The sequence below is a fragment of the Microbulbifer sp. genome (assembly GCF_036563125.1).
GTDB lineage: Bacteria > Pseudomonadota > Gammaproteobacteria > Pseudomonadales > Cellvibrionaceae > Microbulbifer.
This window is the reverse complement of record NZ_DATCMV010000068.1, coordinates 38,877-64,195: the sequence shown is the minus strand read 5'-3', so window position 1 is coordinate 64,195 and position 25,319 is coordinate 38,877. Positions and strand designations below refer to the sequence as shown.

At 58.8% G+C, this 25,319-nt stretch carries 22 protein-coding genes; 15 read left to right on the top strand and 7 right to left on the bottom strand.

Going from position 1 to position 25,319, the window contains the following annotated elements; all coding sequences use genetic code 11:
- Window positions 1-147: 147 nt before the first annotated feature.
- Entirely contained in the window at window positions 148-1,074 is a 927-nt protein-coding gene (locus VIL80_RS05725; RefSeq protein WP_332035187.1) for a LysR family transcriptional regulator, read from the bottom strand.
- Window positions 1,075-1,236: 162 nt separating this feature from the next.
- Between VIL80_RS05725 and VIL80_RS05720 the strand changes: the two genes are divergently transcribed.
- Genes VIL80_RS05720 through VIL80_RS05680 form a run of 9 tightly spaced genes read left to right on the top strand, consistent with a single transcriptional unit; the run spans window position 1,237 to window position 9,547 of the window.
- Complete coding sequence (locus tag VIL80_RS05720; protein ID WP_332035186.1) at window positions 1,237-1,908, top strand: histidine phosphatase family protein; 672 nt, start codon at window positions 1,237-1,239, stop codon at window positions 1,906-1,908.
- 49 nt (window positions 1,909-1,957) lie between these two features.
- A complete protein-coding gene (locus VIL80_RS05715; RefSeq protein ID WP_332035185.1) occupies window positions 1,958-3,172 on the top strand; it encodes an acyl-CoA dehydrogenase family protein in 1,215 nt (404 codons plus the stop codon).
- Entirely contained in the window at window positions 3,173-4,222 is a 1,050-nt protein-coding gene (locus tag VIL80_RS05710; protein ID WP_332035184.1) for a phosphotransferase, read from the top strand.
- Window positions 4,223-4,264: 42 nt separating this feature from the next.
- The gene (locus VIL80_RS05705; protein WP_332035183.1) at window positions 4,265-5,041 is read left to right on the top strand and encodes an SDR family oxidoreductase; all 777 of its coding nucleotides are present in this window, start codon (window positions 4,265-4,267) and stop codon (window positions 5,039-5,041) included.
- 2 nt (window positions 5,042-5,043) lie between these two features.
- The gene (locus tag VIL80_RS05700) at window positions 5,044-5,838 is read left to right on the top strand and encodes an SDR family NAD(P)-dependent oxidoreductase (RefSeq protein WP_332035182.1); all 795 of its coding nucleotides are present in this window, start codon (window positions 5,044-5,046) and stop codon (window positions 5,836-5,838) included.
- Between the two features lie 41 nt (window positions 5,839-5,879).
- Window positions 5,880-6,338: a MaoC family dehydratase gene (locus tag VIL80_RS05695; RefSeq protein ID WP_332035181.1), complete on the top strand. Its 459-nt coding sequence runs from the start codon at window positions 5,880-5,882 to the stop codon at window positions 6,336-6,338.
- A 46-nt stretch (window positions 6,339-6,384) separates the two neighbouring features.
- A complete protein-coding gene (locus VIL80_RS05690; RefSeq protein ID WP_332035180.1) occupies window positions 6,385-7,311 on the top strand; it encodes an SDR family NAD(P)-dependent oxidoreductase in 927 nt (308 codons plus the stop codon).
- Window positions 7,312-7,336: 25 nt separating this feature from the next.
- A complete protein-coding gene (locus VIL80_RS05685; protein WP_332035179.1) occupies window positions 7,337-8,518 on the top strand; it encodes an acetyl-CoA C-acyltransferase in 1,182 nt (393 codons plus the stop codon).
- Between the two features lie 39 nt (window positions 8,519-8,557).
- Window positions 8,558-9,547: an NADPH:quinone oxidoreductase family protein gene (locus tag VIL80_RS05680; RefSeq protein WP_332035178.1), complete on the top strand. Its 990-nt coding sequence runs from the start codon at window positions 8,558-8,560 to the stop codon at window positions 9,545-9,547.
- A gap of 572 nt (window positions 9,548-10,119) precedes the next feature.
- Here the strand turns inward: VIL80_RS05680 and VIL80_RS05675 are convergent.
- The 3 genes from VIL80_RS05675 to dinB form a co-directional block, all read right to left on the bottom strand.
- Window positions 10,120-10,869 (bottom strand): RNA polymerase sigma factor, encoded by a 750-nt coding sequence (locus tag VIL80_RS05675; RefSeq protein WP_332035177.1) that lies wholly within the window; start codon window positions 10,867-10,869, stop codon window positions 10,120-10,122.
- A 123-nt stretch (window positions 10,870-10,992) separates the two neighbouring features.
- Window positions 10,993-11,331, bottom strand: a complete 339-nt coding sequence (locus VIL80_RS05670) for a DUF6116 family protein (RefSeq protein ID WP_332035176.1) — start codon at window positions 11,329-11,331, stop codon at window positions 10,993-10,995.
- A gap of 203 nt (window positions 11,332-11,534) precedes the next feature.
- Window positions 11,535-12,617, bottom strand: coding sequence for a DNA polymerase IV (gene dinB / locus VIL80_RS05665; RefSeq protein WP_332035175.1), 1,083 nt, complete (start codon window positions 12,615-12,617; stop codon window positions 11,535-11,537).
- A gap of 96 nt (window positions 12,618-12,713) precedes the next feature.
- Here dinB and VIL80_RS05660 point away from each other — a divergent pair, with 96 nt between their 5' ends.
- From VIL80_RS05660 to VIL80_RS05635, 6 genes are all read left to right on the top strand, one after another.
- Window positions 12,714-13,247, top strand: coding sequence for a carboxymuconolactone decarboxylase family protein (locus VIL80_RS05660; RefSeq protein ID WP_332035174.1), 534 nt, complete (start codon window positions 12,714-12,716; stop codon window positions 13,245-13,247).
- A 251-nt stretch (window positions 13,248-13,498) separates the two neighbouring features.
- Window positions 13,499-15,712 (top strand): TonB-dependent receptor, encoded by a 2,214-nt coding sequence (locus tag VIL80_RS05655; RefSeq protein ID WP_332035173.1) that lies wholly within the window; start codon window positions 13,499-13,501, stop codon window positions 15,710-15,712.
- A 16-nt stretch (window positions 15,713-15,728) separates the two neighbouring features.
- Entirely contained in the window at window positions 15,729-16,268 is a 540-nt protein-coding gene (locus VIL80_RS05650; protein WP_332035172.1) for a hypothetical protein, read from the top strand.
- Window positions 16,269-16,336: 68 nt separating this feature from the next.
- Window positions 16,337-17,764: a PepSY-associated TM helix domain-containing protein gene (locus tag VIL80_RS05645; protein WP_332035171.1), complete on the top strand. Its 1,428-nt coding sequence runs from the start codon at window positions 16,337-16,339 to the stop codon at window positions 17,762-17,764.
- Window positions 17,765-17,995: 231 nt separating this feature from the next.
- Complete coding sequence (locus tag VIL80_RS05640; RefSeq protein ID WP_332035170.1) at window positions 17,996-19,960, top strand: protein-disulfide reductase DsbD family protein; 1,965 nt, start codon at window positions 17,996-17,998, stop codon at window positions 19,958-19,960.
- A gap of 36 nt (window positions 19,961-19,996) precedes the next feature.
- Window positions 19,997-20,623, top strand: coding sequence for a thioredoxin family protein (locus VIL80_RS05635; protein WP_332035169.1), 627 nt, complete (start codon window positions 19,997-19,999; stop codon window positions 20,621-20,623).
- 46 nt (window positions 20,624-20,669) lie between these two features.
- On the opposite strand, the gene bioA is transcribed toward VIL80_RS05635, so the two are convergent.
- From bioA to VIL80_RS05620, 3 genes are all read right to left on the bottom strand, one after another.
- On the bottom strand, window positions 20,670-21,944 hold the full coding sequence (bioA, locus tag VIL80_RS05630; protein WP_332035168.1) for an adenosylmethionine--8-amino-7-oxononanoate transaminase: 1,275 nt from the start codon (window positions 21,942-21,944) through the stop codon (window positions 20,670-20,672).
- Window positions 21,945-22,130: 186 nt separating this feature from the next.
- Window positions 22,131-24,584, bottom strand: coding sequence for an ABC transporter permease (locus VIL80_RS05625; protein WP_332035167.1), 2,454 nt, complete (start codon window positions 24,582-24,584; stop codon window positions 22,131-22,133).
- Window positions 24,584-25,312 carry an ABC transporter ATP-binding protein gene (locus VIL80_RS05620; protein ID WP_332035166.1) on the bottom strand — a complete coding sequence of 243 codons (729 nt, stop codon included), beginning with the start codon at window positions 25,310-25,312 and terminating at the stop codon, window positions 24,584-24,586. Before VIL80_RS05620 ends, VIL80_RS05625 begins: the two co-directional genes overlap by 1 nt.
- Window positions 25,313-25,319 lie beyond the last annotated feature (7 nt).

Sequence of the window (25,319 nt, the reverse complement as noted above, 5' to 3'; positions counted from 1 at the left end):
GTGGGAGCCGGTTGGGTTTCGCCTGTCGGTTTGAGATATGCAAAAAGTTGCATATTGTCAGCTAAGGATAACAAGCTCTGGAAACGAGTGACACTGACCAATCCGACCGAATCTTCTGTCCTTCCCATCTCCTGATCCGGGTATTCGTTAGCTGCCGAACATTTCTATCACCTGTTCCCGCAGCCAGCGGTTGGCTCCTTCCTCATCCTGACTGCGGTGCCACAGCAGGTGCCAGTCCATCTGCGGTATCTGGAACGGCAGCTCGAAGCACTTTGCCGGGTACTGCCGGGCCAGGCTGACCGGTACCGTGAGTGCCAGGTCGGTCTTCAATACCACCAGCGGAGCGACCCGGTAGTGCTGCACCCGCAGCTTCACCCTGCGCCGCCGGCCGAGCTTGTTCAGTGCAATATCCGCGATTCCGGGGCCACTGCGGCGGCTGGAAACGTGGATATGCTCCAGCTCCAGATACTGCTCCAGGGTAAGGCTGGATGCGCCTGCCAGCGGATGATCTGGGCGCACCATGCACTGGTATCGGTCTGCCACAAGGCGCTGCTGATTGAGCTGGGTGGCCGAGACCATGGGAATATCCAGGGCAAAGTCCAGGCTGTTGGCGGCCAGTTCCTTCACCAATTGGTCCCGCGGCACATAGTAAGACTCGACGCTGACCCCCGGCGCCACCGTTTGCAGATGCTCCAGTAGTCGCGGCAACACCAGTGTCTCCGCCATGTCGTTCATGGAAACCCGCAGGGTTTTGTGCGCGCTCGCGGGTTCAAAGCGGTGGTGTCCGGTCACGCTGCTGCCCAACAGGGCCAGTGCCTGTTGCACCTTGGGCATGATGTTCTCTGTCAGGGGTGTTGGGCTCATTCCGCTTGGGGTGCGTGTGAACAATTGGTCATCCAGTGCGCGGCGCAGGCGCGCCAGGGCGTTGCTCACGGCGGGTTGGGTGATATGCAGGCGCTCCGACGCGCGCGTGAGATTGCGGGTGTTGTAGATGGCATCGAGCACCGGGAAGAGATTCATATCGATCTGCTGCAGCTGCATGGTCACTTTCCCTCCCTTCGGAATTCCCGTCATGGTATCACCGGTATGAATGGTTGAATATTTACATAATAAACTTTGATGATTCCCAAGGAATCGATAGCTTTATCCCTCACAGGACCGGGGGAGTGAATAACCCCTGACGTAATTCGAAAGCTTCAACCCTTCGTTTACATTGCCAATCACGGGAGAGCGGCTGTGCCAGAAATTTTTGTAGTGCGCCATGGTCAGGCGTCGTTTGGTAGCGACAACTACGACCAGTTATCGGAACTCGGCTGGCAGCAGGCGCGCTGGCTCGGGGAGCATTGGGCGGAAGACGGATTGCAGTTCGATCACATTGTCAGTGGCGATCTGCAGCGGCACCGCGAAACCGCGCAAGGTATCTGTGAAGGGCTGGGGCTTTCGAGCCACATCGTGGAGGAGCTGCCTCAACTAAATGAATTTGATTTCAAGCAGGTGATGAGCGCCTACCGCGAAAAAAATCCGCAGGCCGCACCGACTTCAGGGGCGGAGCGCGCGGATTACTACCGTTTTCTGAAAAAGGCCATGTACGCATGGTCCGCGGGCGAAATTCGAGCGGGGGAATCCTGGCAGCAGTTCGAGCAGCGTATCGAGGAAGTGCTGGGTGTGCTCGCTGCCGGCGCTCGCGGTGGCAAGACCCTGGTGGTGAGTTCCGGCGGTGCCATCGCCATGATGGTGCGGCAGATTCTGGGCGCGCCGTCCAATAGCGTGACCCAGTTGAACATGCAGATAAAAAACACCGCCGTCAGTCATTTCTTTGCCGGCCGCAGCGGTGTGAGCCTGCACAGTTTCAACCACCTGCCACATCTCGATAATCGCGAGCGTCGAGAGTTCATCACCTACAGCTGACCAAGCCGGCAACAGACATCAAGCACCGGGCACATAGAAGAGTGAAAAAATGAATTTTGAATATTCCCCCAAAGTACAGAACCTGCTGCAGCGCCTGAAACAGTTTATGGCGGAAGAGGTCATCCCCGTTGAATCCCTTTATCTGGAACAACTGGAACAGGATCGCTGGGGCGAGCCACCGATTATGGAAGAGCTTAAACAAAAGGCGCGGGATGCGGGTCTCTGGAACCTGTTTATGCCAGGTAGCGAATACGGTGCCGGGTTGACCAACCTGGAATACGCACCGCTGGCGGAGGAAATGGGCCGCGTGCTGTTTTCCTCGGAAATTTTCAACTGTAGTGCGCCGGATACCGGCAATATGGAAGTGCTCGCCCAGTATGGTTCGGACGCGCAGAAAGAGCGCTGGCTGAAACCGCTATTGGCGGGGGAGATCCGCTCGGCTTTCGCCATGACCGAACCGAAAGTGGCTTCCAGTGATGCCACCAATATCGAAACGGAAATCGTGCGCGATGGCGATGATTACGTCATCAATGGCCATAAGTTCTATATCAGCGGCGCATTGAACCGCCGCTGTGAAATCATGATCGTGATGGGCAAGACCGCGCCGGACAGCCCCGACCGCTACCGCCAGCAATCCCAGATACTGGTGCCGATGAATACACCCGGCGTAAAAGTGATTCGCCCCATGACCGTGTTCGGTTACGACGATGCACCGGAGGGCCACGGCGAAATCATTTTCGACAATGTGCGGGTGCCGGCGGAAAACCTGATTCTCGGCGAAGGCCGCGGCTTTGAAATTGCCCAGGGGCGACTTGGCCCGGGCCGTATCCACCACTGTATGCGCCTGATCGGCCAGGCCCAGCGTGCGCTGGAAATGATGGCCGTGCGCGCGGAAAACCGTGTGGTGTTCGGTCGCCCCATGATCAAACAGGGTTCCGTACGCGAGGACATTGCCAAGTCCGCCTGCGAAATTGAACAGGCGCGCCTGCTAACCCTCAAGGCAGCCGATCAGATGGATCGCTACGGCAACAAGGCGGCGCGGGACCTGATTGCCATGATCAAAATCGTCGCCCCGCAAATGGCCTGCAATGTCATCGACCGGGCCATGCAGATTCACGGTGCTGCCGGCCTCGGGCAGGACTTCCACCTGGCACGAGCCTATGCCTATGCACGCACCATCCGCCTCGCCGACGGTCCGGACCAGGTGCACATGATGCAGCTGGGCCGCAATCTGGCTGCGGCTTATGCCGCGGAGGTGGGTTGAATGTCTGAGGTAAAAATTCCTGCCGCGGTGGATCAGCTGGATACGGAAAAATTATCCGCTTACTTAAAGGGCAAAATCCCCGGGTTTGATGGCCCGGTACACGCGAGCAAGTTCTCCGGCGGGCAGTCCAATCCCACCTTCAAAATACAGACCAGTGCGGGCAACTATGTGCTGCGCCGCCAGCCACCGGGGAAACTACTGAAATCCGCCCATGCGGTGGACCGCGAATTTCGCGTGATGCAGGCACTCGCCGGCAGTGATGTACCCGTGCCCAACGTGTTGCACCTGTGTGAAGACCGCGACGTCATCGGTTCCATGTTCTACCTGATGGAATATTGCGAGGGCCGGATTTTCTGGGACGCCGCACTGCCGGAACTGAACAACGGCGAACGCAGTGCTTTCTACGAAGAAATGAACCGGGTATTGGCCGCACTGCACAGTGTCAACAGCGACGCTGTGGGGCTATCCGATTACGGACGCCCGGGAAACTACTTCGAACGGCAATTTGAACGCTGGCAGGGCCAGTACCGGGCATCGGAACTGCAGCCCATCAGTGCCATGGACCAGTTGATCCAGTGGTTGGGTGAAAACCTGCCGGCGGATGATGGCCGTGTTTCCCTGGTGCACGGCGACTATCGTCTCGACAACATCATGTTTCACCCCACCGAATCCCGCGCCATCGCGGTGCTGGACTGGGAACTTTCCACCCTGGGACATCCATTTGCCGATCTCGCTTACCAGTGCATGCAACTGCGCATGCCTGCGGATAGTGGCAACATCTCCGGGCTGATGGGGGTGGATCGTCACAGCCTCGGCATTCCCACTGAGCGAGAGTATGTCGCCCGCTACTGCGAACGCATGGGTATCGAGCGCATCGACAACTGGGCCTTTTATCTCGCGTTCAGTTTCTTCCGTCTCGCCGCCATCATCCAGGGCGTAGCCAAGCGTGCCCACGACGGCAATGCCTCCAGTAAAAATGCAGCAAAGCTCGGCGCCTTCGTCGGTCCCCTGGCCACGCTGGCGCTGGATGTCATTGAAAACGAGCAGTAATAAAACAAACAACGATTGTTAGAAGAATGACAGGAGAATTCTATGGCGACCAATCTTTTTGACCTGACTGGGAAAATTGCCCTGGTAACCGGAGCCAGCCGCGGTATCGGTGAAGCGATTGCAAAACTGCTGGCGGAGCAGGGGGCGCATGTGTTGGTTTCCAGCCGCAAGATTGAGGGCTGCCAGGCGGTAGCCGATGCCATCAATGACGCCGGCGGCAAGGCCGAAGCAGTGCCCTGCCACATCGGCAATATGGAAGATATCGAACAGGTATTCAGCCATATCCGCAGCAAGTACGGCAAGCTGGATATCCTGGTGAACAACGCCGCCACCAATCCCTATTTCGGCCATATCCTCGATACGGATATCGGTGCCTTCGAGAAGACCGTGGCGGTCAATATCCGCGGTTACTTCTTCATGTCGGTGGAAGCGGGCAAGCTGATGCGGGAAAACGGCGGTGGCTGCATCGTCAATACCGCTTCCATCAACGCACTGCAGCCGGGGGTGGGGCAGGGAATTTACTCCATTACCAAGGCCGCAGTGGTGAATATGACCAAAGCATTTGCCAAGGAATGTGCGCAGTTCAATATTCGCGTAAACGCGCTGCTGCCCGGCCTCACCAAAACCAAATTTGCCGGTGCGCTGTTTTCTCACGAGGAAATCTACAACACCGCCATCGGCCATATTCCCATGCACCGGCACGCGGAACCGGAAGAAATGGCCGGTACCGTCCTGTATCTGGTGTCTGATGCCAGCAGTTACACCAATGGTGAATGCGTGGTAGTGGATGGCGGACTTACCGCCTGTGGGGGACTTTGAGCATGGGAGAATTTCAGCGTGACCCGTTGCTGGATTTCACCGGCAAAGTAATTCTGATTACCGGAGCCGCCAGCGGCTTTGGTGCCCTGGCTGCAGAAGAGCTTGGGCGCCGCGGTGCACGGCTGGTTTTGGGGGATGTCAACGAAGCGGGCCTGGGACAGGTGGTGGATAAGCTCACCTCGCAGGGTATTCCGGTTCAGGCAATGGCCTGCGATGTCTCCTCTGAAACCGATTGCGCCGCCATGGTGGCACTGGCGCGGGAAAATTTTGGTGGCCTGGATATCGCCATCAACAACGCCGGTATTGCCCCGCCCATGCAATATTTTGAAGATGTAGATGAAGAAACTCTCGACCTGCAACACCGGGTGAATGTGAAAGGTGTGTTCTTCGGTATGAAGCATCAGCTCAAGGTGATGCGCAGTCAGGGTGGTGGGGTAATCCTCAATGTCAGTTCCATGGCCGGTCTTGGTGGTGCGCCAAAGGTTGCCGCTTACGCGGCAGCCAAACACTCGGTGGTGGGGCTGACCCGTACCGCAGCAGTGGAATATGCACGCCACAATGTTCGCGTTAACGCCATCTGCCCATTTTTCACCCTGACCCCCATGGTCACCGATATCCAGGCTCCAGAGGGTGCCACAGTGGATCAGCTGCATGCGCAATTGGCCTCCGGTTGCCCGATGAAGCGACTGGGTAAACCGGAAGAAGTAGTCAGTGCCATGTTGATGCTGTGTTCACCGGCACTTACATATGTCACCGGACAAACCCTGGCGGTAGACGGTGGTGTTTCCGCCTTTTGATCACTGAATAACTCATAACGACCTTTAGAGAGGGAGTTCACATGCCACTTATTATTTCCCCTACCGATTACGTCAGTGCTATTGGCAGCGAGACCCTGGCCACAGACTGGTTCCAGATCGATCAGGCGCGTATCAATGCGTTTGCGGATTGCACTCTGGATCACCAGTTTATCCACGTGGACCCGGAAGCCGCCGCCAAGTCGCCTTTCGGCAGCACCATCGCCCACGGTTTCCTGTCATTGTCGCTACTTTCCTACTTCGCCGAGCAGCTGGAGGTGGTGATGGAGGGGGTAAAAATGGGTGTGAACTACGGTCTGGATAAGGTGCGTTTTATCAGTCCGGTAAAAGTGGACCAGCGGGTGCGCGCCCGCGCCAAGCTGCTGGATGTTCTCGAAAAAAAACCGGGGCAATTTCAGTTGAAGCTGGAAGTGACGGTGGAAATTGAAGGACAGGACAAGCCGGCACTGATTGCCGAATGGCTGGTAATGCAGTTTGTTTGACCTACAAAGAATGATTTCAAAATAACAAGCGTTAATGGAGAGAACCATGTCTATTTCGTTCGAAGGAAAAGTGGCGATTGTCACTGGTGCCGGCAATGGCCTCGGCCGGTCCCACGCACTTGAATTGGCTCGTCGTGGTGCCAAAGTGGTCGTGAACGATCTTGGTGGCGCCCGTGATGGCTCCGGAGGCTCACTGACCGCCGCGGAAACAGTAGTGCAGGAAATCATCGCCGCCGGCGGCGAGGCCATCGCCAACGGTGCCAACGTCACCGACTTCCTGCAGGTTCAAGAAATGGTGAAAGAGGCTGCGGAACGCTGGGGTCGCGTGGATATTCTGGTGAATAACGCCGGTATCCTGCGGGACAAATCCTTCGCCAAGGCGCCCATGGACGATTTCAAGCTGGTGGTGGATGTGCACCTGATGGGTAGCGTGAACTGCACCAAGGCGGTATGGGAAATCATGCGCGAGCAGCAGTACGGTCGTATTGTGATGACCACATCTTCTTCCGGCCTGTACGGCAACTTCGGCCAGTCTAACTACGGTGCGGCGAAAACCGGCGTGGTGGGGTTGATGAATACCCTGTGCCTGGAAGGCGAGAAGTACGGCATCAAGGTGAACTGCCTGTCGCCGACCGCCGCTACCCGTATGACCGAAGATGTTATTCCCGACCCGAAAGCGCTGGAATTGCTGACCCCGGAATCTGTAACTGCGGGCCTGATTGCCCTGGTGGCCGAGGATGCTCCCAACCGCTTTATTCTCTGCGCGGGCGCCGGTGCCTACGCCAAGGCGCGTATTCTGGAAACCGACGGCATTTACCTGCCGCCGGAGCAACAGACCGCGGAAAATGTACTCGCCAATCTCGATGCCATTGCCGATGAAAAAGGCCAGCAGGAACTGGTGGGTGGATTGAACCAGACGGTGAAATTTTTGCAGAAAGCGGCCCGGGGCCTGGATATAAAACTGGGCGGCTGAGCCGGGAAAATACGGAGAATTCGCTATGAAAGAAGCTGTGATCGTTTCCACCGCACGCACGCCCATCGGCAAGGCCTACCGCGGCGCATTCAATAATCTGGAGGGCGCAAGCCTAGGCGCCCACGCGGTGCGTGCGGCTGTTGAGCGCGCCGGTATCGAGGCGGGCGAAGCGGACGACTGCATTTTGGGTGTGGCACTGCAGCAGGGCACTACCGGCACCAACGTGGCACGCCAGGTCGCACTGCGCGCGGGTCTATCGCCCACCGTTGCCGGCATGACCATCGACCGCCAGTGCTCTTCCGGACTGATGGCGGTGGCCACTGCGGCAAAGCAGATTACCAACGACGGCTCTCCCATCGTTATTGCCGGTGGCATGGAGTCCATATCCCTGGTGCAGAATCAGAACATGAATATGTTCCGTGCTGCCGATCCGGCATTGCTGGAAATGCACCCGGCAATATATATGCCGATGATTGATACCGCAGAAATTGTGGCTAAACGCTACGGTATCAGTCGTGATCTTCAGGACGAGTACGCGCTGCAATCCCAGCTGCGCACCGCTGCCGCGCAACAGGCTGGTCTGTTTGCCAACGAAATCATACCGGTCACTGCCAACATGACCGTGGTCAACAAGGAAACCGGAGAGCAGTCCGAGAAACAGGTCACCCTGTCGCTCGATGAAGGCAACCGTCCGTCCACCACCATCGACGGTTTGCGCAGCCTGAATCCGGTGCGCGACAACGGCGTGATCACCGCCGGTAACGCCTCCCAGCTTTCCGACGGTGCGGCGGCCATGGTGCTGATGGACAGCAAACTGGCAGAGCAGCGCAACCTGAACCCGCTGGGCATTTACCGCGGTATGGCGGTGGCGGGCTGCGAACCCGATGAAATGGGCATCGGCCCTGTTTTTGCCATTCCAAAACTGCTCGCTCGCACCGGCCTCAAAATAGACGACATCGGTTTGTGGGAGCTGAACGAGGCATTTGCGGTGCAGGTGCTGTATTGCCGTGACAAACTCGGTATCGATAACGACAAGCTCAACGTCAACGGCGGTGCTATTTCTATCGGTCACCCCTATGGCATGAGTGGCGCACGCATGGTGGGTCATGCACTACTCGAAGGTAAGCGCCGTGGCGTGAAGTATGTGGTAGTGACCATGTGTGTGGGCGGCGGAATGGGTGCAGCCGGACTGTTCGAAGTTGTTTAAAGGCTGAAGGTCAGTACGAAATAACAATAGAGGCAAAATATGCGAGCTCTGGTATGCGAGGCCTTTGGCCCGGTAGAAAATCTGAACGTCCGTGACTGGCAGCTGCCGGCACTGAAACCGCACGAGGTTCGCCTCGAAGTTCACGCGGCGGGTGTGAATTTTCCCGATGGCCTGATGGTGCAGGGGAAATACCAGGTAAAACCTGAACTGCCCTTCGTCGCTGGCGGCGAGTGTGCGGGCATCATTCGTGAGGTCGGCGAATCGGTCAAAGGGTTCAAGGTGGGCGACCGAGTGATTGCCATGCCCGGGCTCGCGGCATTTGCTGAAGCGGTCAATGTGGACCACAAGCTGTTGATGCCCATGCCCGCCGAGCTGGATTTCCGGCAGGCGGCTGGTTTCTGTATCACCTATGCAACCTCCTACTACGCCTTCAAGCAACGCGCGCAACTGAAAGAGGGGGAAACCCTGGTGGTGCTGGGTGCTGCTGGTGGTGTAGGTGTCACTGCGATACAGCTGGGCAAACTGATGGGGGCGCGGGTAATAGCCTGTGCCTCAACCGATGAGAAACTGGCATTTTGTCGTGACCTGGGTGCAGACGAAACCATCAATTACAGCAGGGAAAACCTCAAGGATCGTATTCGTGAACTTACCGATGGCAAGGGTGCGGATGTGATCTACGATCCGGTGGGCGGCGATTTTAGCGAGCAGGCTTACCGCTCCATTGCCTGGGGCGGGCGCTACCTGGTAATTGGTTTTGCTGCAGGGAATATCCCCAGCCTGCCACTGAATCTGCCGCTGTTGAAAGCCGGGGATATTCTCGGAATTTACTGGGGTGGTTGGGCTGCGCGGGACCCCAGGGGCAATATGCAGAACTTCAGTGAGCTGCTCGGCTTTGTACAGCAGGGGCGTCTGCAGCCGTTGACCACCGAAGTATACGATCTGGATGATTTTACCCGCGCATTTGCGGCCATTAACGAGCGCCGTGCGAAAGGCAAGGTGGTTCTGACCATGGGGCAGCCCCAGAGCTGATCGCATTGATCGTTAATACGTGCGAAATAAAAAAAGGGAGTGATGTAGTATCACTCCCTTTTTTATAACAAGCTCAGAAATAGTTAGAGAAAATTCAGGAAGGGCGCTCAGGGAAGGATTCTGCAGTGTTTGCGCGCTGTAGCGGCCAGCTCTTTGGGTAGTGGGTCTGTATCCGCTGAGTGCTGCTGCCGTCGCCACTGCGCGCAGAGGCCCACATAATTGCCGGTATCCACTTCCGTGCGCAGTGCGTGCCAAGCATCGGCTTTGGTTTGAATCATGGCGGGCTGGGGGCGAATTTGATCGTGCCCGTTTGCATCTGTATTTTGTGGCGGCGTCAGTTGACCGGGCGCAGCGCCGATGTATTGAGCCGGGTTTAGCAGCACTATCGCGAAGGCCACCGCACCGAACCCTGACGCCGCGCGAGACAGCAATCTGCCAGCCTTACGACCAGCAGAGTGAATAGGTCTAACCGCACGGATATCCGCGAGAATTTTCTTTTCGAGAGGAGTGGGTGTGCGCAGCTTTTCCCTCTCTCGCCGATAACACGACTCCCAGTCATGGCAGTTCATATTTCACACCACCTCGATCGACGGATCGGTAGCCGCGACACTGGCTGCTGCAATATTTGGAGCCTTTTTCCAACGGAACACCAGGGCCGGCTTCTTCGGTGTCGTCGCGGATTCTGCCTCCTGTGTTGCTGCGGCCTGTTTTGCCGCTTCCTGTTGAGCCGCGGCAAGAGCTGCGGCCTCCTTCGCCAGGGTGGCAGTAGATTTCCACGGTTTGCGTGCGCTCCCGTGAATGGTGAACTCTACCATTTGGCGACTCTGGTTCAGCACATTGCGGCACAGCGCCAGTGGTAAGTTCTCGATATCCGCCACCGTGGCAAGCGAGAGACCACACTCGGTAAACAGCAGGAATACATTGCGCTCGCGGCGCGGCAGTTGCTGGATGGCGCGGAGTACCTCGGTATTTTCCAGTGCGGAGCGCAGGGAGTCGTCTTCGGTACCAGCTTCGTCGGGCATGGCATCGGGACTCTGCAGCTGTCGGTTGATACTGATAAACAGCCAGTTCTTCAGACGTCGGCTACCCAATTTCGGTGGCGCCTGCATGAACGCTCCCCAGAAATTCTCCATCAATTGGGAGCATTGTCGAGGTGCCATCTGTGCGCAATAACGGAACAGGGCATCCTTGTAACGCCGGTAGATTTCCCGAAATACGCGCTGACAGCGGGTATCACAGTATTGTTTGACCAAGTCTTCATCACTGAGACTGCACAACTTGTCCGCAAACATGGGACTTGCCTCCTTGGCTTTAATTCCCATTGCCACTTACCCGGTTGCACACCCCGGGACATATCCGGTCCGCAGGTAATTCAATAAACGAGTAATCTGTTTTTAAATTTATTTCGCTCACAAATTCAGTAGTGAAGAATGCCACTAGCTGATTCAGTGTTTACCGTTTCCAGCCTGCTGTTCCGGCGCCTCGTCCGCGTCGGTAACTTTTTCCGCATAACCGGTAACTACTTTTTCTTGTTTGTTGTTATCTGATTTTGCGTGATGCGGGGAAACAGGTCCTTCCTGTTCCACCCGGCTGTGCTTTTTCCACGCGGCGAGAAACAGCGTGGCGAGCCCCAACAATAGTTCATCCACAAAGGGCACCAGGTCGGGAATGATCAAGTCAATCAGAAATAGTGCACAGATCCACTTGAACAGCTGGGGATGTTTGAGCCTGCGAGCATAGTTGAGAAACCAGCCCACCAGGGCACTGGGGAGAACGCGCTTCATGTAGTTCCCGTTACTGGTGATGGAGGCTGGTGATTGAAAATGCTTTCAGGACCTTGATGGGAGTATAGCTCGGAGCCGGTGGACCAGCGTTCGGGCAAAAGGTTCCGCGTGTGAAAAAACGCAGATGGTGGCGCGGGAATGTCGATAAGTCCCGACGGGCGTCCGAAGACGCGGCGCAGGAGTAGACTGCGAAGCGAGTAGAATCAGGCCGCCGGGCCCATTCGCTCGCGAAGTGGGAGGCGCAGCTGTTCCGGTCCCAAATCGGCGCGTAAATCTCTGAGTTTTACCCCGACTCCGAGCAGTCGGATGGGGTCGCTACGCCTGTCCCAGCATTGTTGTAACAGCTGTTTGAATTCACTGATGCGAGCGGCGCTACTGGCTCGCTCCTGGGTGGACTGGGTGAAGTCGGCATATTTGACCTTGATGATGGCGGCGCTGATTTCGTAACGGTCGTCGAGTTTTTCCAGTCGCTCCTGCAAGCGCCCATACAGGTTGGTCATTTCTTCAACCCATTCCCCATGTTTATCCAGGTCTTCGGTAAACGTGTGTTCGACGCTGACACTTTTGCGCGAGCCATCGCCGCTAACCGGCCGGTCGTCCTGGCCGCGACAGAGTTGATAGAGGCGGTTGCCGAACTTGCCGTATTTCTGCACCAGTTCCACCAGGGAATAACGCCGCAGGTCACTGCAGGTGTGAATACCCTCGCGGTGCATTTTTTCCGCGGTAACCCTGCCCACCCCGTGAATTTTTTTGACCGGCAGTCGCAGGACAAAATCCTCAACCGCATCCGGGCGAATGACTGTGAGTCCATCGGGTTTTTGCCAGTCGCTGGCGATTTTGGCCAGAAATTTATTGGGCGCAACGCCGGCAGAAATGGTAATTCCCAGATCCTGGAAAACCCGTGCGCGAATCTCGCGTGCGATCAAAGTTGCACTACCATTGCAGTGCGCGCTATCAGTAACGTCGAGAAACGCCTCGTCGAGGGATAGGGGTTCAATTGCATCGGTATAGGTGAGAAAAATATCCCTGATTTGCGCGCTCACTTCCCGATATTTTTTCATATTACCCGGCACTACAATCAGGTCGGGACACAGTTTTTTCGCCTGTGAGGTGGGCATCGCCGAGCGCACCCCAAAACTGCGCGCTTCGTAGTTGCAGGTAGAAATCACTCCGCGACGATCGCTGGCTCCGCCCACGGCAATAGGCCGCCCCCGTAAATTGGGGTCGTCTCGCATTTCTACCGACGCGTAGAAGCAGTCGCAGTCGCAGTGGATGATCTTTCGCATGCTGGGATTATATCCAGTATCTGGAGTTGGCCAACCGAATTCGGTGAACGCCAGATTCGGGGCGGCGAATAGACGAGGTAAGTGAGGAGGTAGGTAATGAGCAGAATCTCCCTGATGGATCGCGAAGTGGAGCAGCAGGTTTCCGATATTTTCGACGAGGTGCGGGCGCAGCTCGGCTTTGTACCCATGTTGTTCCGGGCTTACGCCCACAATCCCACCCTACTGTCAGAACTCTGGGACCGCTACCAGCACACCATGCTGACCGGTGGTCTGTCGCGGCGATTGAAGGAGGAAATTGCCCTGATGGTGGCGGAGGACGAGCACAGCGATTACGGCATCACCCTGCATAGCAGTGCGTTGCGGCAGCTCGGCATGGACCCCCATGAAATCCTGCGGGTGCGCACCGACCCGGATCACGCCCATTTGGGAGCCCGCGATCACGCGCTGCTGGAGATCGCCCGCCACGGCAACCTGGCACCCTACGACCACGGGGAGCGGTATATCAATCACGCGCGGGACGCCGGTGCGGCGGATGCCGATATTCTCGAAGCGTTGGCGGTTGCGAGCCTGGCGGCTGAGATCAGCCACGTGTCGAGCATGTTGGATATCCCGGCAGATATTCGTCACTGACAGACTACACGCCGAGCGCACTTGCCTATCTGCGAATCCGGTGCGGAAGTGGTATCCGCACTGGAAGGGGCGTGTGCGGTAGTCATTTCTCCCAATCGATGTAATCTTCTTGATAATGAGAATGCTTCGCAATAGTATGCGCAGCATCAGAATGCTGGTGCGCTAGTGCCAGTTTCTGCATTGCATGGCGGGCGATCGGCGATTGCCCGTAACAATTATTCAAATCGACTCTTTTTCAAGGGGAACCGGACATGCCTTCCAGCCTGTATGCATCGGATGCGTTTTTCTCTGTTCATCAATTGACTCGAGCCATCAGAATTGCTGGCTTAGGCGTTGTTGGCCTGTTCGCAGGTGCCGCGTTTGCCGAGGAAACGCCAGCCCAAGCGGGGGCGGTGGAAGAGGTGGAGGTTACCGCAGATGGTTCCCAGGTAGTGCTGTCAAAGGAGTACGCCGGCGGTCAGGTAGCCCGCGGCGGCCGTGCGGGTATGCTCGGTAACCTGGACATGATGGATTCGCCGTTCTCCAGCACCAGCTACACCAGCGACCTGATGCTGAACCAGCAGGCGGTTAGCGTGGCGGACGTAATGCAGAACGACCCTACGGTGCGCGTGGCCAAGGGTTTCGGCAACTTCCAGGAGCTGTATCTGATTCGCGGCTTCCCGGTGTTCTCCGACGATATGACCTACAACGGTGTGTTCGGCATTCTGCCGCGCCAGTTTGTGGCGAGCCAGCTGCTGGAGCGGGTGGAAGTCTTCCGCGGTGCCAGCGCCTTTCTGAACGGCGCTGCACCCGGCGGCAGTGGCCTCGGCGGCGGTGTGAACCTGGTGCCGAAGCGCGCACCGGAAGAGGCCCTGACCCGCGTGACTGCCGGTGTTGAAGGCAATGGCAATGTCTACGGGGCGCTGGATCTGGCACGTCGTTTTGGTGAAGACAACAGCTCCGGTGTGCGTATTAACCTGCTGGAGCGGGGCGGCGAGACCGCGGTGGAGAATCAGGAGCGCGATCTGAGCGTATTCTCCGTCGGCTACGACTACACTGGCGAGCGTCTGCGTCTGTCTGCAGACCTGGGTTATCAGAATCACCACATCGATGCGCCGCGTCCGGCGGTGACACCGCTTGGCGCTATTCCCAAGGCACCGGACGCGGATACCAACTTCGCCCAGCCTTGGACCTACACCGATGAAGAGCAACTGTTCGGTGTGGTGCGCGGCGAGTACGACTTGAGCGACAGCACCAGCGCCTGGCTGGCGCTGGGGATGCGCGACGGAACCGAGAGCAACGTGCTGGCGAATCCCAGCGCGATGGCCGATGGAGTGACCTCCGCCTACCGGTTCGACAATGCGCGCGAAGACAAGGTGCTGTCCGGTGAAACCGGTATCCGTACCAGCTTCGATACCGCCAGCGTCGGTCATACCGTGACCGTCTCCGCATCGACCTTTGCGCTGGAGTCTGCCAATGCTTACGCTTTCTCGAGCTTTGCCGGTTTTGCCGGTGACCTGTACAACCCGGTAGTGGAGGATGCGCCGGCGGCGGATTTCTTCGTGGGCGGCTCCCTGACCAATCCCCATGTCACGGAAAAAACCGATGTTTCCAGTCTCGCGATCTCCGACATGCTGTCGCTGCTGGATGATCGCCTGCTGGTGACTCTCGGCCTGCGCCAACAGAACATCGAAACCCGCTCCTTCGACTACAACACCGGTTCGCCCCTGTCTTCCTATGATGACAGCGCACTGACCCCGGTTGCCGCGGTAGTGGTGAAGCCCAGTGAAACGATCTCTCTGTACGCCAACTACATCGAGGGCCTGCAGCCGGGTGAGATTGCACCCGCGGCCAGCGGCGGTACGCCAGTGAGTAACGCCGGTGAAGTGCTCGAGCCTTACAGCAGTGAGCAGTTCGAAGCCGGGGTGAAATACGATGGCGGCAGCTTCGGTGGCAGCCTGAGCGCGTTTACCACTAGCAAGCCGAGCAGCTTTGTGCAAGACGGTGTGTTCGATACCTTCGGCGAGCAGCGCAACCGCGGCCTGGAGCTGAGCCTGTTCGGCCAGCCGCTGGAGAATGTCCGTCTAATCGGTGGCGCTACCCTGCTGAACGCGGAAATGACCAGCACCGCAGGCAATCTGTATGAAGGCAACGATGCCATTGGCGCGCCGCGTGTTCAGTTCAACCTGAATGCGGAGTGGGATCTTGCTGGTGTTCCCGGGCTGACCCTGGAAGCCCGCGGCCTGCACACCGGTTCTCAGTACGCGGATGCGGCCAACACCATCGAGGTGGGCAGCTGGAACCGGGTGGACCTGGGTGCACGCTACCTGACCGCTATTGGCGACAAGCCGATGACCCTGAAAGCGCGGGTGCAAAATGTGGCGGACGACAATAATTGGGTATCCGTGGGTGGTTACCCCGGTGCCAATTACCTGGTGCTCGGCGAGCCGCGCACGTTCCTGCTGTCCGCATCCCTGGACTTTTGATCCGGAGCCCTGACGGATGGGTATGATCCTCGCCACTGCGTCCAGTGCCGCCGGGCTGTTCAGCCTTTACGGTAGCTGGCGCAACTGGTCGCTGCTAAAACGCTGGGGCACATTGGTGGGTTGGAGTTTGCTGCTGCTGTCCTGTTTCCTTTGGGCCAGCAGCGCAGCCAGTGTTGCGCTGGGCATCAGCTATGCACTGCTTGCGCTCACCGCCTGCGCCTGGCTGCTGGTGGGGTATAACCGCGAACGGCGCCCACAGCGGTCGCCGCTGCTGGCCGCCGGTAAAGTGCGCTGGCCGGCACTGTCGGCCCTGGGTAAACACCTGCTGTTGCTGCTGGGCACGGTGCCGCTTGCGGGCGCTGCGGCCCTGTACGGCAGTACTGCCCTGGCCACTGTTCTGCCCTGGCAGCAGGGCAATGCCCTGAGCTTTGCCATGCTGCTGGCGCCAGTGCTCTGGGGCTGCGGCGCCTACTGGCAGTGCGCGGACTCCCGTCCCCTGCGACCCGCAGCGACACACCTTGCCGTGTTACTCGTGAGTGCGGTCGCCATATACTGACCTTCCTCTTTCTCGCGGTCCGAAACCGGTAATCCGGGCCGCGGGATTAATCTGAAAAAGTTTTCGCGATGAAATTCAGCCTCTCTCCCGCGTTGGTCAAAAGCTCCCTCGCAAGTCATTCCTGGATTGGCCTGCTGGTGGGGTTTCTGATGTACCTGATCTGCGTGTCCGGCAGTCTGGTGGTGTTCTCTGGTTATCTGAAGCGCTGGGAGCAGGCCGCGGTAGCGGAATACCAGACACTTGTGCCGGCCGCCGCAACCGCGGCCTACCAGGAGCTGCTGGCCCGCAAGCCGGATATTTCCGGGGATATCCTGATGATGTTGCCGCGGGACGATCAGCCGCGCGGCATGCTGGTATCCGCCGGCGGTGTCTACTACCTGAATGAAGATGGCAGCCGCGGCGGTGACATCTCCACGCCCTGGAGCAATTCCATGGTGGGTCTGCACGATGCACTGCATATTCCCAGCGACTGGGGCGAAATCCTGGTCAGTGTTTTGGGGGTGATGCTGTGCGGGTTGATCGTGTCCGGCTTTCTCGCACACCCGCGGATTTTCCGCGACGCGTTCAATTTCCGCCTTGGAGGCTCGCGGCATCTGGAACAGGCGGATATTCACAACCGCCTGAGCGTTTGGGGCGCGCCCTTTCATCTGGTGATCGGATTGACCGGCGCCTGGTTCGGTCTGTCTATCCTGATGTACACCCTCTATGGCAATGTGTTTTTCGGCGGTGACCGCGATGCCGCCATCGAGTCCATTCACGGCTCCGCGCCAAAATTAGAACAAATTGTGCAGATGGCGGATGTGGGGCGCGCGCTGCAGTCCATGGCAACCATCGCACCGGATGCGCGCCCGATCTATTTCAATGTGGAGAACGCCAATTCCCCCTCGCAATACATTTTGCTGGGTGCCCAGCACCCGGACAGCCTGATCTACGTCGAGCAGTATCGCTTTGACCAGCAGGGCAATTATCTGGATAAGGTCGGTTACTCCGATGGTGAGCCCGGCAAGCAAGTGCTGTTTTCTCTGTACCGTCTGCACTTCGGACATTTCGGTGGATTGCCGGTAATGATCCTGTATGTGGTTTTCGGGATCGCCCTCGCGGTGGTGTCTGTCACCGGCATCAATATCTGGCTGGTGAAGCGCAAGAAACGGGATTTCATCAACAATGTCTGGGTCGGGCTGGTGTGGGGCACTCCACTCGCTATCGCCATTTCGGGTCTGGCGGCACTTATACTGAACAGTGGCGCGGCGGGTTATTTCTGGCTGCCGCTGCTAGCGACGGCTGTTTTTGGACTGTGTCTTGATAACGAAGCGCGTAGTAAATACTGGCTGCAACGGATCACCGCGGTATTGCTGATGCTGATGGCGCTGTCGCATCTGGTGATGTTCAAATCCCACGGGCTGCACGGCGCAGCGTTGGCGGTCAATCTCGCGCTGGTGGCATTTTCCGGGTTGTTTCTATGGTTGGCGCACCGCACCGAAAAATTGCTGCGCTGAAAACCCGTCAAGCAGTCTCCCGCTTGCAGCCGCCGGCGTAATCCATTTGAATGAATGCCGTCGTAGAAGACAGTATTTCAGGCTTTACGCTCAGGTGAGGATTGCGTGCTGACGCGGATATTACCCTTTAAGGCTTTTTACCGTGCACTGCTATGGCTGGTGTATTTTTGTGCGGCAGTTTCAGTAAGTCAGGCTCAGGCCCAAGATACCGCCAGCGGCGATCATGTCCGTGTGCGCTGGCTGGCTCCGGAGCAATTTGGTCCGGCGACGGAAACCATCGGTTTCTACTTCGAAGTCGATCCCGGCTGGCATGTGTACTGGCGCAATGCCGGTGATTCCGGCGCGGCGCCGCGCTTTGATTTTGTCGGTGCCAGTGGTGAAGTCGGGGAAATCCAGTGGCCGTCGCCAGTGCGTCTGCCCATCGAGCATCTCACCAATCTTGGCTACGAAGGCGATGTCGCCTACCTGTTTTCGGTCACACCCGATGCACCGCGTATGGAACTGGTGGTGAATCTCGAATGGCTGGTGTGCAAGGTGGATTGCATCCCTGGATACGGCAACATGTCATTGTCCCGCGAAGTTGCGGACAAGGCGCAGTGGCTGCCGCAGGATCTCGCATTGCGCGACCGGTTTGCCGCACAGGTTCCTGAAGCGGCAATGCCGGGCAACTTTCCCTGGACCGTGCAACGTGTCAGTGCTGGTGCAGAGCAGGGCACACTGCAGCTTGAATTGATGGCGGCCAATGGCGGCTCACAAGTGTCGCCGCCCGAAGTATTTCCCCTGGATGGCGGGCTGTTGACCGCCAAGGCGCCGCAGGTAGAACAATCCGGCAATATCATCCTCTACACATTCGAGCGGGTTCCGGGGGCGCCCCTGTTGCCAACAGCATCGCCGACAACTGGATTTGTCATAAGCGACGGCACACGTGCCTGGCAGCTGGACAATCTCGAAATTCAGACCGCTCCTGCCAGCGTGCCTCCGGCTGTGGGCGGCGGTCAGCCTGTGTGGTTATTGATTCTCGCCGCCATCGCCGGTGGCGCCATTCTCAATCTTATGCCCTGTGTGTTTCCGGTGCTGTCGATCAAGCTGTTCGGCCTGATGGGACCCGGCACGTCTGCGCAGGAACGTGTGAAATCGGGCCTGCTGTATGGCGCCGGCGTACTGGTGACCTTTGCCCTGCTCGGCGGATTGTTGTTGGCACTGCGCGCCGGGGGTGCTGCTATCGGCTGGGGGTTCCAGTTGCAGTCGGCGCCGGTGGTACTGGCGCTGATCCTGCTGTTCTGGCTGATGGCGCTGTCTTTCAGCGGGGTGTACGAATTCGGTCACCGGCTGATGAATCTCGCCGGGCACAGTCGCGGTGGCAGTTTCGCCACCGGCGTGCTCGCCGTATTTGTCGCTGCGCCCTGCACCGGCCCGTTTATGGGGGCGGCACTGGGGGCTGCGACCCTGTTGCCGACGGCTTCGGCCATGGCGATCTTCATCGGGCTGGGTATTGGTCTGGCGTTGCCGTTTGTGCTGCTGTGCCTGTTCCCGGCATTGCTACAGCGATTGCCGCAGCCGGGCCCGTGGATGGAAACCCTGCGCCAGTTTCTCGCCTTTCCGCTCTATGCCACGGTGATCTGGCTGCTGTGGGTACTGGGGCGTCTCGTCGGTGAAGACGGCTGGCTCCTGGGCAGCCTGGTGATGCTGGGCGTGGTGCTCGCCCTGTGGCTGGCGCAACACCTGCAGCGGTTTGGCAAACTGTTTGCGTGGCTGTCGGTGCTGGTCGTCATTGTTTTGGGACTGTCTGGCGCCAACTATCTGCAGGAACATCGTCCGGGTTCAGAGACTGCGGTGGGCGCAGTGGCAGAAGGTTGGCAACCGTACGACAGGATTGCCATTGGTGAAGCACTGGCTCGCGGGCAGGGGGTATTTATCGATTACACCGCGGCTTGGTGTATCACCTGCCAGGTGAACAAGAAACTGGTGCTGGATACGGATGAAGTGGCTGCACTGTTTGCAAAGAACAAGGTCTATCTTGTACGGGCGGACTGGACCGATCAGAACCCTGCAATTACCACCGCGCTGGCAGAATTGGGGCGCAACTCGGTTCCGGTCTATGCCTGGTATGCCCCGGGTGAAAAATCCCCGGTGTTACTGCCGCAGATTCTACAGGCGAGCATGATCGAGGCGTTGTTTGCTTCAGAAACCGAGTAGTTAACAGGTAAGTGAAAATGGAAAGAGGATCGAAAGATGAATATAAAAAAATTCCGTGCAAAACAATTTCTTAACGCGGTAGGTGCCTTTCTGATCGCGGCGCCGGCCCTGGTAATGGCCGCCGCCACCCCCGGCGAGAAAGCCCCGGAATTCTCCGAGGTGGATGCGGCGGGCAAAACCCACAGCCTGGCGGATTACAAAGGCCAGTGGCTGGTGCTGGAGTGGTTTAACAAAGATTGCCCCTATGTGAAAAAGCATTACGGCAGCGGCAATATGCAGGCGCTGCAGGAAAAATACACCGGCCAGGATATCAACTGGTTGACCGTCATCTCCTCCGCCAAGGGCAAACAGGGTTACCTGGAACCGGCCCAGGCGCTGGAGGTGGCGGAGAGCCACAATCTCCACGCCAGTGCGCCGTTCCTGCTGGATAGCGATGGCAGTATGGGCCGCGCCTACGGTGCCAAAACCACCCCGCATATGTTCATCATCGATCCGCAGGGACAGGTGGTTTACGCCGGTGCCATCGACAATAACGACTCTGCCAATCCCGCGGTGATTCCCCAGTCTGCCAACTATGTGGCCGCGGCACTGGATGCCTCACTGGCGGGCAGCGCGGTAGAGGTGACCTCCTCGCGGGCTTACGGTTGTAGCGTCAAGTATTGAGTTCGTGCACCTCGCCCGGCGTAAAGCCGGGCAGCGCTGGGCATTGCTAGTTGATGTCTCTCAGGGTGTCAGTCATGGCGAGGGTAAGCTGGCTCAGGTCCTGCTGACTGATGATGTAGGGGGGCATGGTGTAAACCAGTTTGCCGAAGGGGCGCAGCCATACGCCCCGCTCGATCAGGCTTTGTTGCAAGGTCCTGTTGTCCACCGGCTGTTTCATTTCCACCACGCCGATCGCTCCCAGTACACGGACATCGGCAACCCCGCTGGCGTCTTTCAACGGCGCCAGCTCCTGTTTAAGTTGCTGCTCGATGTTGATTACCTGCTGTTGCCAGTCGCGCGCCAGCAACAAATCAATACTGGCATTGGCCACGGCGCAGGCCATCGGGTTCCCCATGAATGTAGGACCGTGCATAAATACGCCGGCCTCACCACTACAGATACCGTTCGCTACCTTGTCGGTACACAGTGTTGCCGCCAGGGTCATGGTGCCGCCGGTCAGCGCCTTGCCGAGAGTGAGAATATCCGGGGAAATACCCGCGTGCTCACAGGCAAACAGTTTGCCGCTGCGACCGAAGCCGGTGGCGATTTCGTCGGCGATCAGCAACAAGTCGTACTGGTCGCAGAGTTCGCGTACGCGCTTCAGGTATTCCGGTGAATAGAAACGCATGCCGCCGGCGCCCTGGACGATGGGTTCCAAAATGACCGCCGCGAGATTCTGGTGATTCTGTTCAATCAGCTGTTGCAGTTCGGCGGTGTCCTGTGCGCTGCAGGGTTCGTCGAATTTTGGTGCGGGAGCGGGCGCAAACAGGTGCTGGGTGAGCTGGCTGGCGAACAGGTGATGCATGCCGGTGACGGGGTCGCAGGTGGCCATGGCACCGAAGGTGTCGCCGTGGTAGCCGTTGCGCAGTGCCAGCAGTCTGGATTTTTCCGGTTTACCTTGGGAGTGCCAGTATTGCAGTGCCATTTTGATGGCGACTTCGACGGAGACGGAGCCGGAATCCGCGAGGAATACTTTCTGCAGTGGCTCGGGTGTCAGGGCGACGAGTTTTTTACACAGTTCGACAGCGGGCTCGTGGGTGAGGCCGCCGAACATGACGTGGCTCATTTTTTCCATCTGGCTCTGCATGGCGGCATTCAGCTCGGGAACGTTGTAGCCGTGCAGGGTGCTCCACCAGGAGCTCATGCCATCGATCAGGCCGCGGCCGTCTTCCAGATAAATCCGCACGCCTTCTGCTCTGGCGATCGGGTAGACGGGCGGAGGGTTGATAAGGGAGGAGTAGGGGTGCCAGATATGGTTTTTGTCGAACTCTAAATCGATCATGTCGGGGTGCTTTGGTCTTGTTTGCTAGCGGCGAAGCACCGGGGATCTGTTTTCGGAACCGCTATGAATACATCCCTGTAAGCTGCGTCGGCGACGTCCCTGTCGCCGACGCTTCCGAAAACAGATCCCCGGCACTTCACCTTCGCATCTGATTTCTGAGCTTCGTTAGCGCTCGCTGATTTTGGTTTATGCCAGTTCCCGCAGAACTTTGAGCGGCGGCTGGCTCACCGCGCTTCGGCACGCCAGTGTGCCGGCAGTACCTACCAGCAGTGCACCCGCCAGGGGCCCCAGCAGCCACAGTCCCGGATGGAAGTGGAACGGCATATCGAATACCCGCTGGGTCAGCACGGCGAGGGTCGCTTCGGTGCCGATGGCGGCGAGAAGGCCTGCGGCGATACCGAGCAGGCCGAATTCAATCACCAGGCTGCGGATCAGCAACTGCCGGCGGCCGCCCAGTGTGCGGATTACGGCGGCTTCCTGCAAACGTTCGGCGATGCTGGCGCGCACGCCGGCGATCAGTACCAGTACGCCGGCTACCAGCATCAGCGCGAGCACGGATTCCACGGCGATGGCGACCTGACCGATGGTTTCGCGGATGTTTTCCAGGATTTTGTCCAGTTCGATGATGCTGACGCTGGGGAAGTTTTTCACCAGTTCATTGATGAACAGCTTGTCTTCCGGCGGCAGGTAGAAGCTCTGGATGTAGGTGGCCGGGAAGGTATCCAGGCTACCCGGGGCAAACAGCATGAAGAAGTTGGGGCGCATGCTGTTCCAGTCGAGGGTGCGCAGGCTGGTGATTTTGGCTTCGGTTTCCAGGCCGCCAATGGAAAAGCGCAGTACGTCGCCGAGGCTGAGGCCGAGTCGCGCGGCGACTTCGACTTCCACCGATACGCCTTCATCGAGGTTGTCGTTCCACCATTCACCGGCGACGATTTTGTTGTCGGCGGGCAGGGTGTCGGTCCAGCTGAGGTTGAGTTCGCGGCGGATGGCGCCGTCTTTCTGTTCCCGTTCCTCCACCGGGGTGCCGTTTACGGCGATCAGGCGGCCGCGCACCATGGGGTAGAACTCGGTGCCCTCGAGATTTCTGCTTTCGACTTTCTGTTTAACACCGTCCAGTTCGTAGGGCGCGATGTTGATGAGGAAGTGGTTGGGGGCGTTTTCCGGCAGCTGCATTTTCCACTCGTCGATCAACGCGGTGCGCGCGTAGAACATGGCGAGCATGGCGAGCAGACCAGTGCCGAAGGCGGCGATCAGCAGGGTGTTGAAGCCGGCGCGGCGCTGCAGGCTGCCGAGCGCAATGCGCCAGCTGCCGCCGAGGGCCGCGAGCCTGCCGCGCACCAGCACGCGATTGATTACGGCGGCACCAACCACTAGCAAGCCAAGTCCCGCGAGCAGGGCCACGGTGATGGCGATACTGCCGGAGAGCCACCAGATCAGTAGCAGCATGGACAGTGGGCCGGGGATCAGCCCCAGCCACTCGCGTTTGTCCGGGTTGCTCCAGTCCTGCCGCAGGGTCTGCATTGGATCGGTCTGGGCCAGGCGGAACAGTGGGGGCAGGGCAAAGCCGATCACGCAGGCGATGCCGGTGGCGAGACCGACCAGCAGCGGTTGCCAGCCGCTGGGGGGCGGGGTGACCGGGAAGAAGCCCTCCAGCAGGTTTACTGCCTGGGACTGGATCAGCGAGCCGATGGCGAGACCGACGGTTGTGGCGATCAGCGCGAGCGCGGTCATCTGGCCGAGGTAGATGCCGAGGATTTTGTTTTTGCCGGCGCCGAGGCTTTTCATCACCGCCACATAGTTGGCGTGACGCAGGCCGTAGCGGCGGGCGGCGAGGCCGACAGCGACGCTCGCCAGCAATACCGCGAGACTGGCGGCGAGGAACAGGAAACTCTCGGCGCGGTCGAGGGTGCGCGCAACCCGCGGCTGGCCTTCCTCCAGGTCGATCACCCGCTGGTGGTCGGTGAGCTGGGGCTTCAGCCACTGGAAGTATTGCTTCAGTGCGGCGTCATCGCCGGCAAACAGATAGCGGTAGGTGACCCGGCTGCCGGGTTGCAGGATATTGGTGGTGGCGAGGTCGGACTGGTTCATCATCAACCGCGCGCCCATGGAAAACAGGTTGGTACCGCGGTCCGGTTCGTGGTCAAGAATGCCGGCCACGGTGAAATTGCTGTCGCCCAACTGCAACGGGTCGCCGATTGCAAGGTTCATCAGCGGCAGCAGGCGTGCTTCCAGCCACACCTGGCCGGGGGCGGGGCCCTGGCGGGTTTCGCGGGGTTCATCGTCCGGAGTTGTGCGCATCTCCAGATGGCCCACCAGCGGATAGCGGTCGCTGACCGCCTTTACCGAGGCGAACTGGAATTCGTCCCCGGCAGACAGCATAGAGGCGAATTCGACGGTCTCTGCCTGCTGCAGGCCCATTTCCCCCGCCTTGGTCAGCCATTCCGCAGGGACTTCGGTGCTGCTCTGCACCACCCGCTCCGCCGCGAGAAAACTCTGCGACTGGATGTACATGGCGCGGGTGAGACGATCGGAGAAATGGGCGATGGCGGTGACGCAGCTCACCGCCAGCACCAGGGCGGTGGCGATCAGTGCCAGTTCGCCACCGCGCCAGTCACGGCCCAGCAGTTTTAGCGGCAGCATCAGGCGGATACCTCCGCCAGTGAGCCGGGAAGGTCGCCGGCGGTGATCTCTCCCGCAGTCATGCGCAGGTGGGCGCCGCAGCGCGCGGCAAGGCGCTGCTCGTGGGTGACCAGTACCAGGGTGGTGCCGATTTCCCCGTTGAGGTTAAACAGCAGGTCGATGACCTTTTCGCCGTTGTGGGCGTCGAGGCTGCCGGTGGGTTCGTCGGCGAACAGGATGCCGCTGCCGGTGGTCGAACCGGTGTTGGCGATGCTGCAAAACGCGCGGGCGATGGCCACCCGCTGCTGCTCGCCGCCGGAGAGCTGGCGGGGGTAGTGGTGCAGGCGGTGGCCGAGGCCGACCCGTTCAAGGAATTCCTGCGCGCGCTTGCCGGCGTTGCGCTCTCCGCGCAGTTCGCTGGGCAGCATGACATTTTCCTGGGCAGTAAGGCCGGGCAGCAGCTGGAAGGTCTGGAACACAAAGCCCACACAGCGGGCCCGCAGGGCTGCGCGCTGTTCTTCGTCCATGGCGGTAATTTCTTCTCCCGCCAACCAGATCTTGCCCTCGCTGGGGCGGTCGAGCCCCGCCAGCAGGCCCAGCAAGGTGGATTTGCCAGAGCCGGAGGCGCCGGTGATGGCGAGGCTCTGGCCGGCGGGAAGCTGCAGGGAGATGTCATTCAGTAGTGTCAGCGGGCCTTCGCTGGTATTGACCCGGTGGTGTAGGTTTTCGGCTTTGAGCATCACTGACATGGCAAGT

Excerpts from the sequence above, each read along its gene's own strand:
- VIL80_RS05700 (WP_332035182.1), top strand. The coding sequence starts at position 5,044 with ATGGGAGAATTTCAGCGTGACCCGTTGCTGGATTTCACCGGCAAAGTA.
- VIL80_RS05620 (WP_332035166.1), bottom strand. The coding sequence starts at position 25,312 with ATGTCAGTGATGCTCAAAGCCGAAAACCTACACCACCGGGTCAATACC.
- bioA (WP_332035168.1), bottom strand. The coding sequence starts at position 21,944 with ATGATCGATTTAGAGTTCGACAAAAACCATATCTGGCACCCCTACTCC.
- VIL80_RS05635 (WP_332035169.1), top strand. The coding sequence starts at position 19,997 with ATGAATATAAAAAAATTCCGTGCAAAACAATTTCTTAACGCGGTAGGT.
- VIL80_RS05705 (WP_332035183.1), top strand. The coding sequence starts at position 4,265 with ATGGCGACCAATCTTTTTGACCTGACTGGGAAAATTGCCCTGGTAACC.
- VIL80_RS05725 (WP_332035187.1), bottom strand. The coding sequence starts at position 1,074 with ATGACGGGAATTCCGAAGGGAGGGAAAGTGACCATGCAGCTGCAGCAG.
- VIL80_RS05690 (WP_332035180.1), top strand. The coding sequence starts at position 6,385 with ATGTCTATTTCGTTCGAAGGAAAAGTGGCGATTGTCACTGGTGCCGGC.
- VIL80_RS05660 (WP_332035174.1), top strand. The coding sequence starts at position 12,714 with ATGAGCAGAATCTCCCTGATGGATCGCGAAGTGGAGCAGCAGGTTTCC.
- VIL80_RS05685 (WP_332035179.1), top strand. The coding sequence starts at position 7,337 with ATGAAAGAAGCTGTGATCGTTTCCACCGCACGCACGCCCATCGGCAAG.
- VIL80_RS05675 (WP_332035177.1), bottom strand. The coding sequence starts at position 10,869 with ATGGGAATTAAAGCCAAGGAGGCAAGTCCCATGTTTGCGGACAAGTTG.
- VIL80_RS05670 (WP_332035176.1), bottom strand. The coding sequence starts at position 11,331 with ATGAAGCGCGTTCTCCCCAGTGCCCTGGTGGGCTGGTTTCTCAACTAT.
- VIL80_RS05655 (WP_332035173.1), top strand. The coding sequence starts at position 13,499 with ATGCCTTCCAGCCTGTATGCATCGGATGCGTTTTTCTCTGTTCATCAA.
- dinB (WP_332035175.1), bottom strand. The coding sequence starts at position 12,617 with ATGCGAAAGATCATCCACTGCGACTGCGACTGCTTCTACGCGTCGGTA.
- VIL80_RS05715 (WP_332035185.1), top strand. The coding sequence starts at position 1,958 with ATGAATTTTGAATATTCCCCCAAAGTACAGAACCTGCTGCAGCGCCTG.
- VIL80_RS05710 (WP_332035184.1), top strand. The coding sequence starts at position 3,173 with ATGTCTGAGGTAAAAATTCCTGCCGCGGTGGATCAGCTGGATACGGAA.
- VIL80_RS05695 (WP_332035181.1), top strand. The coding sequence starts at position 5,880 with ATGCCACTTATTATTTCCCCTACCGATTACGTCAGTGCTATTGGCAGC.
- VIL80_RS05625 (WP_332035167.1), bottom strand. The coding sequence starts at position 24,584 with ATGCTGCCGCTAAAACTGCTGGGCCGTGACTGGCGCGGTGGCGAACTG.
- VIL80_RS05680 (WP_332035178.1), top strand. The coding sequence starts at position 8,558 with ATGCGAGCTCTGGTATGCGAGGCCTTTGGCCCGGTAGAAAATCTGAAC.
- VIL80_RS05645 (WP_332035171.1), top strand. The coding sequence starts at position 16,337 with ATGAAATTCAGCCTCTCTCCCGCGTTGGTCAAAAGCTCCCTCGCAAGT.
- VIL80_RS05650 (WP_332035172.1), top strand. The coding sequence starts at position 15,729 with ATGGGTATGATCCTCGCCACTGCGTCCAGTGCCGCCGGGCTGTTCAGC.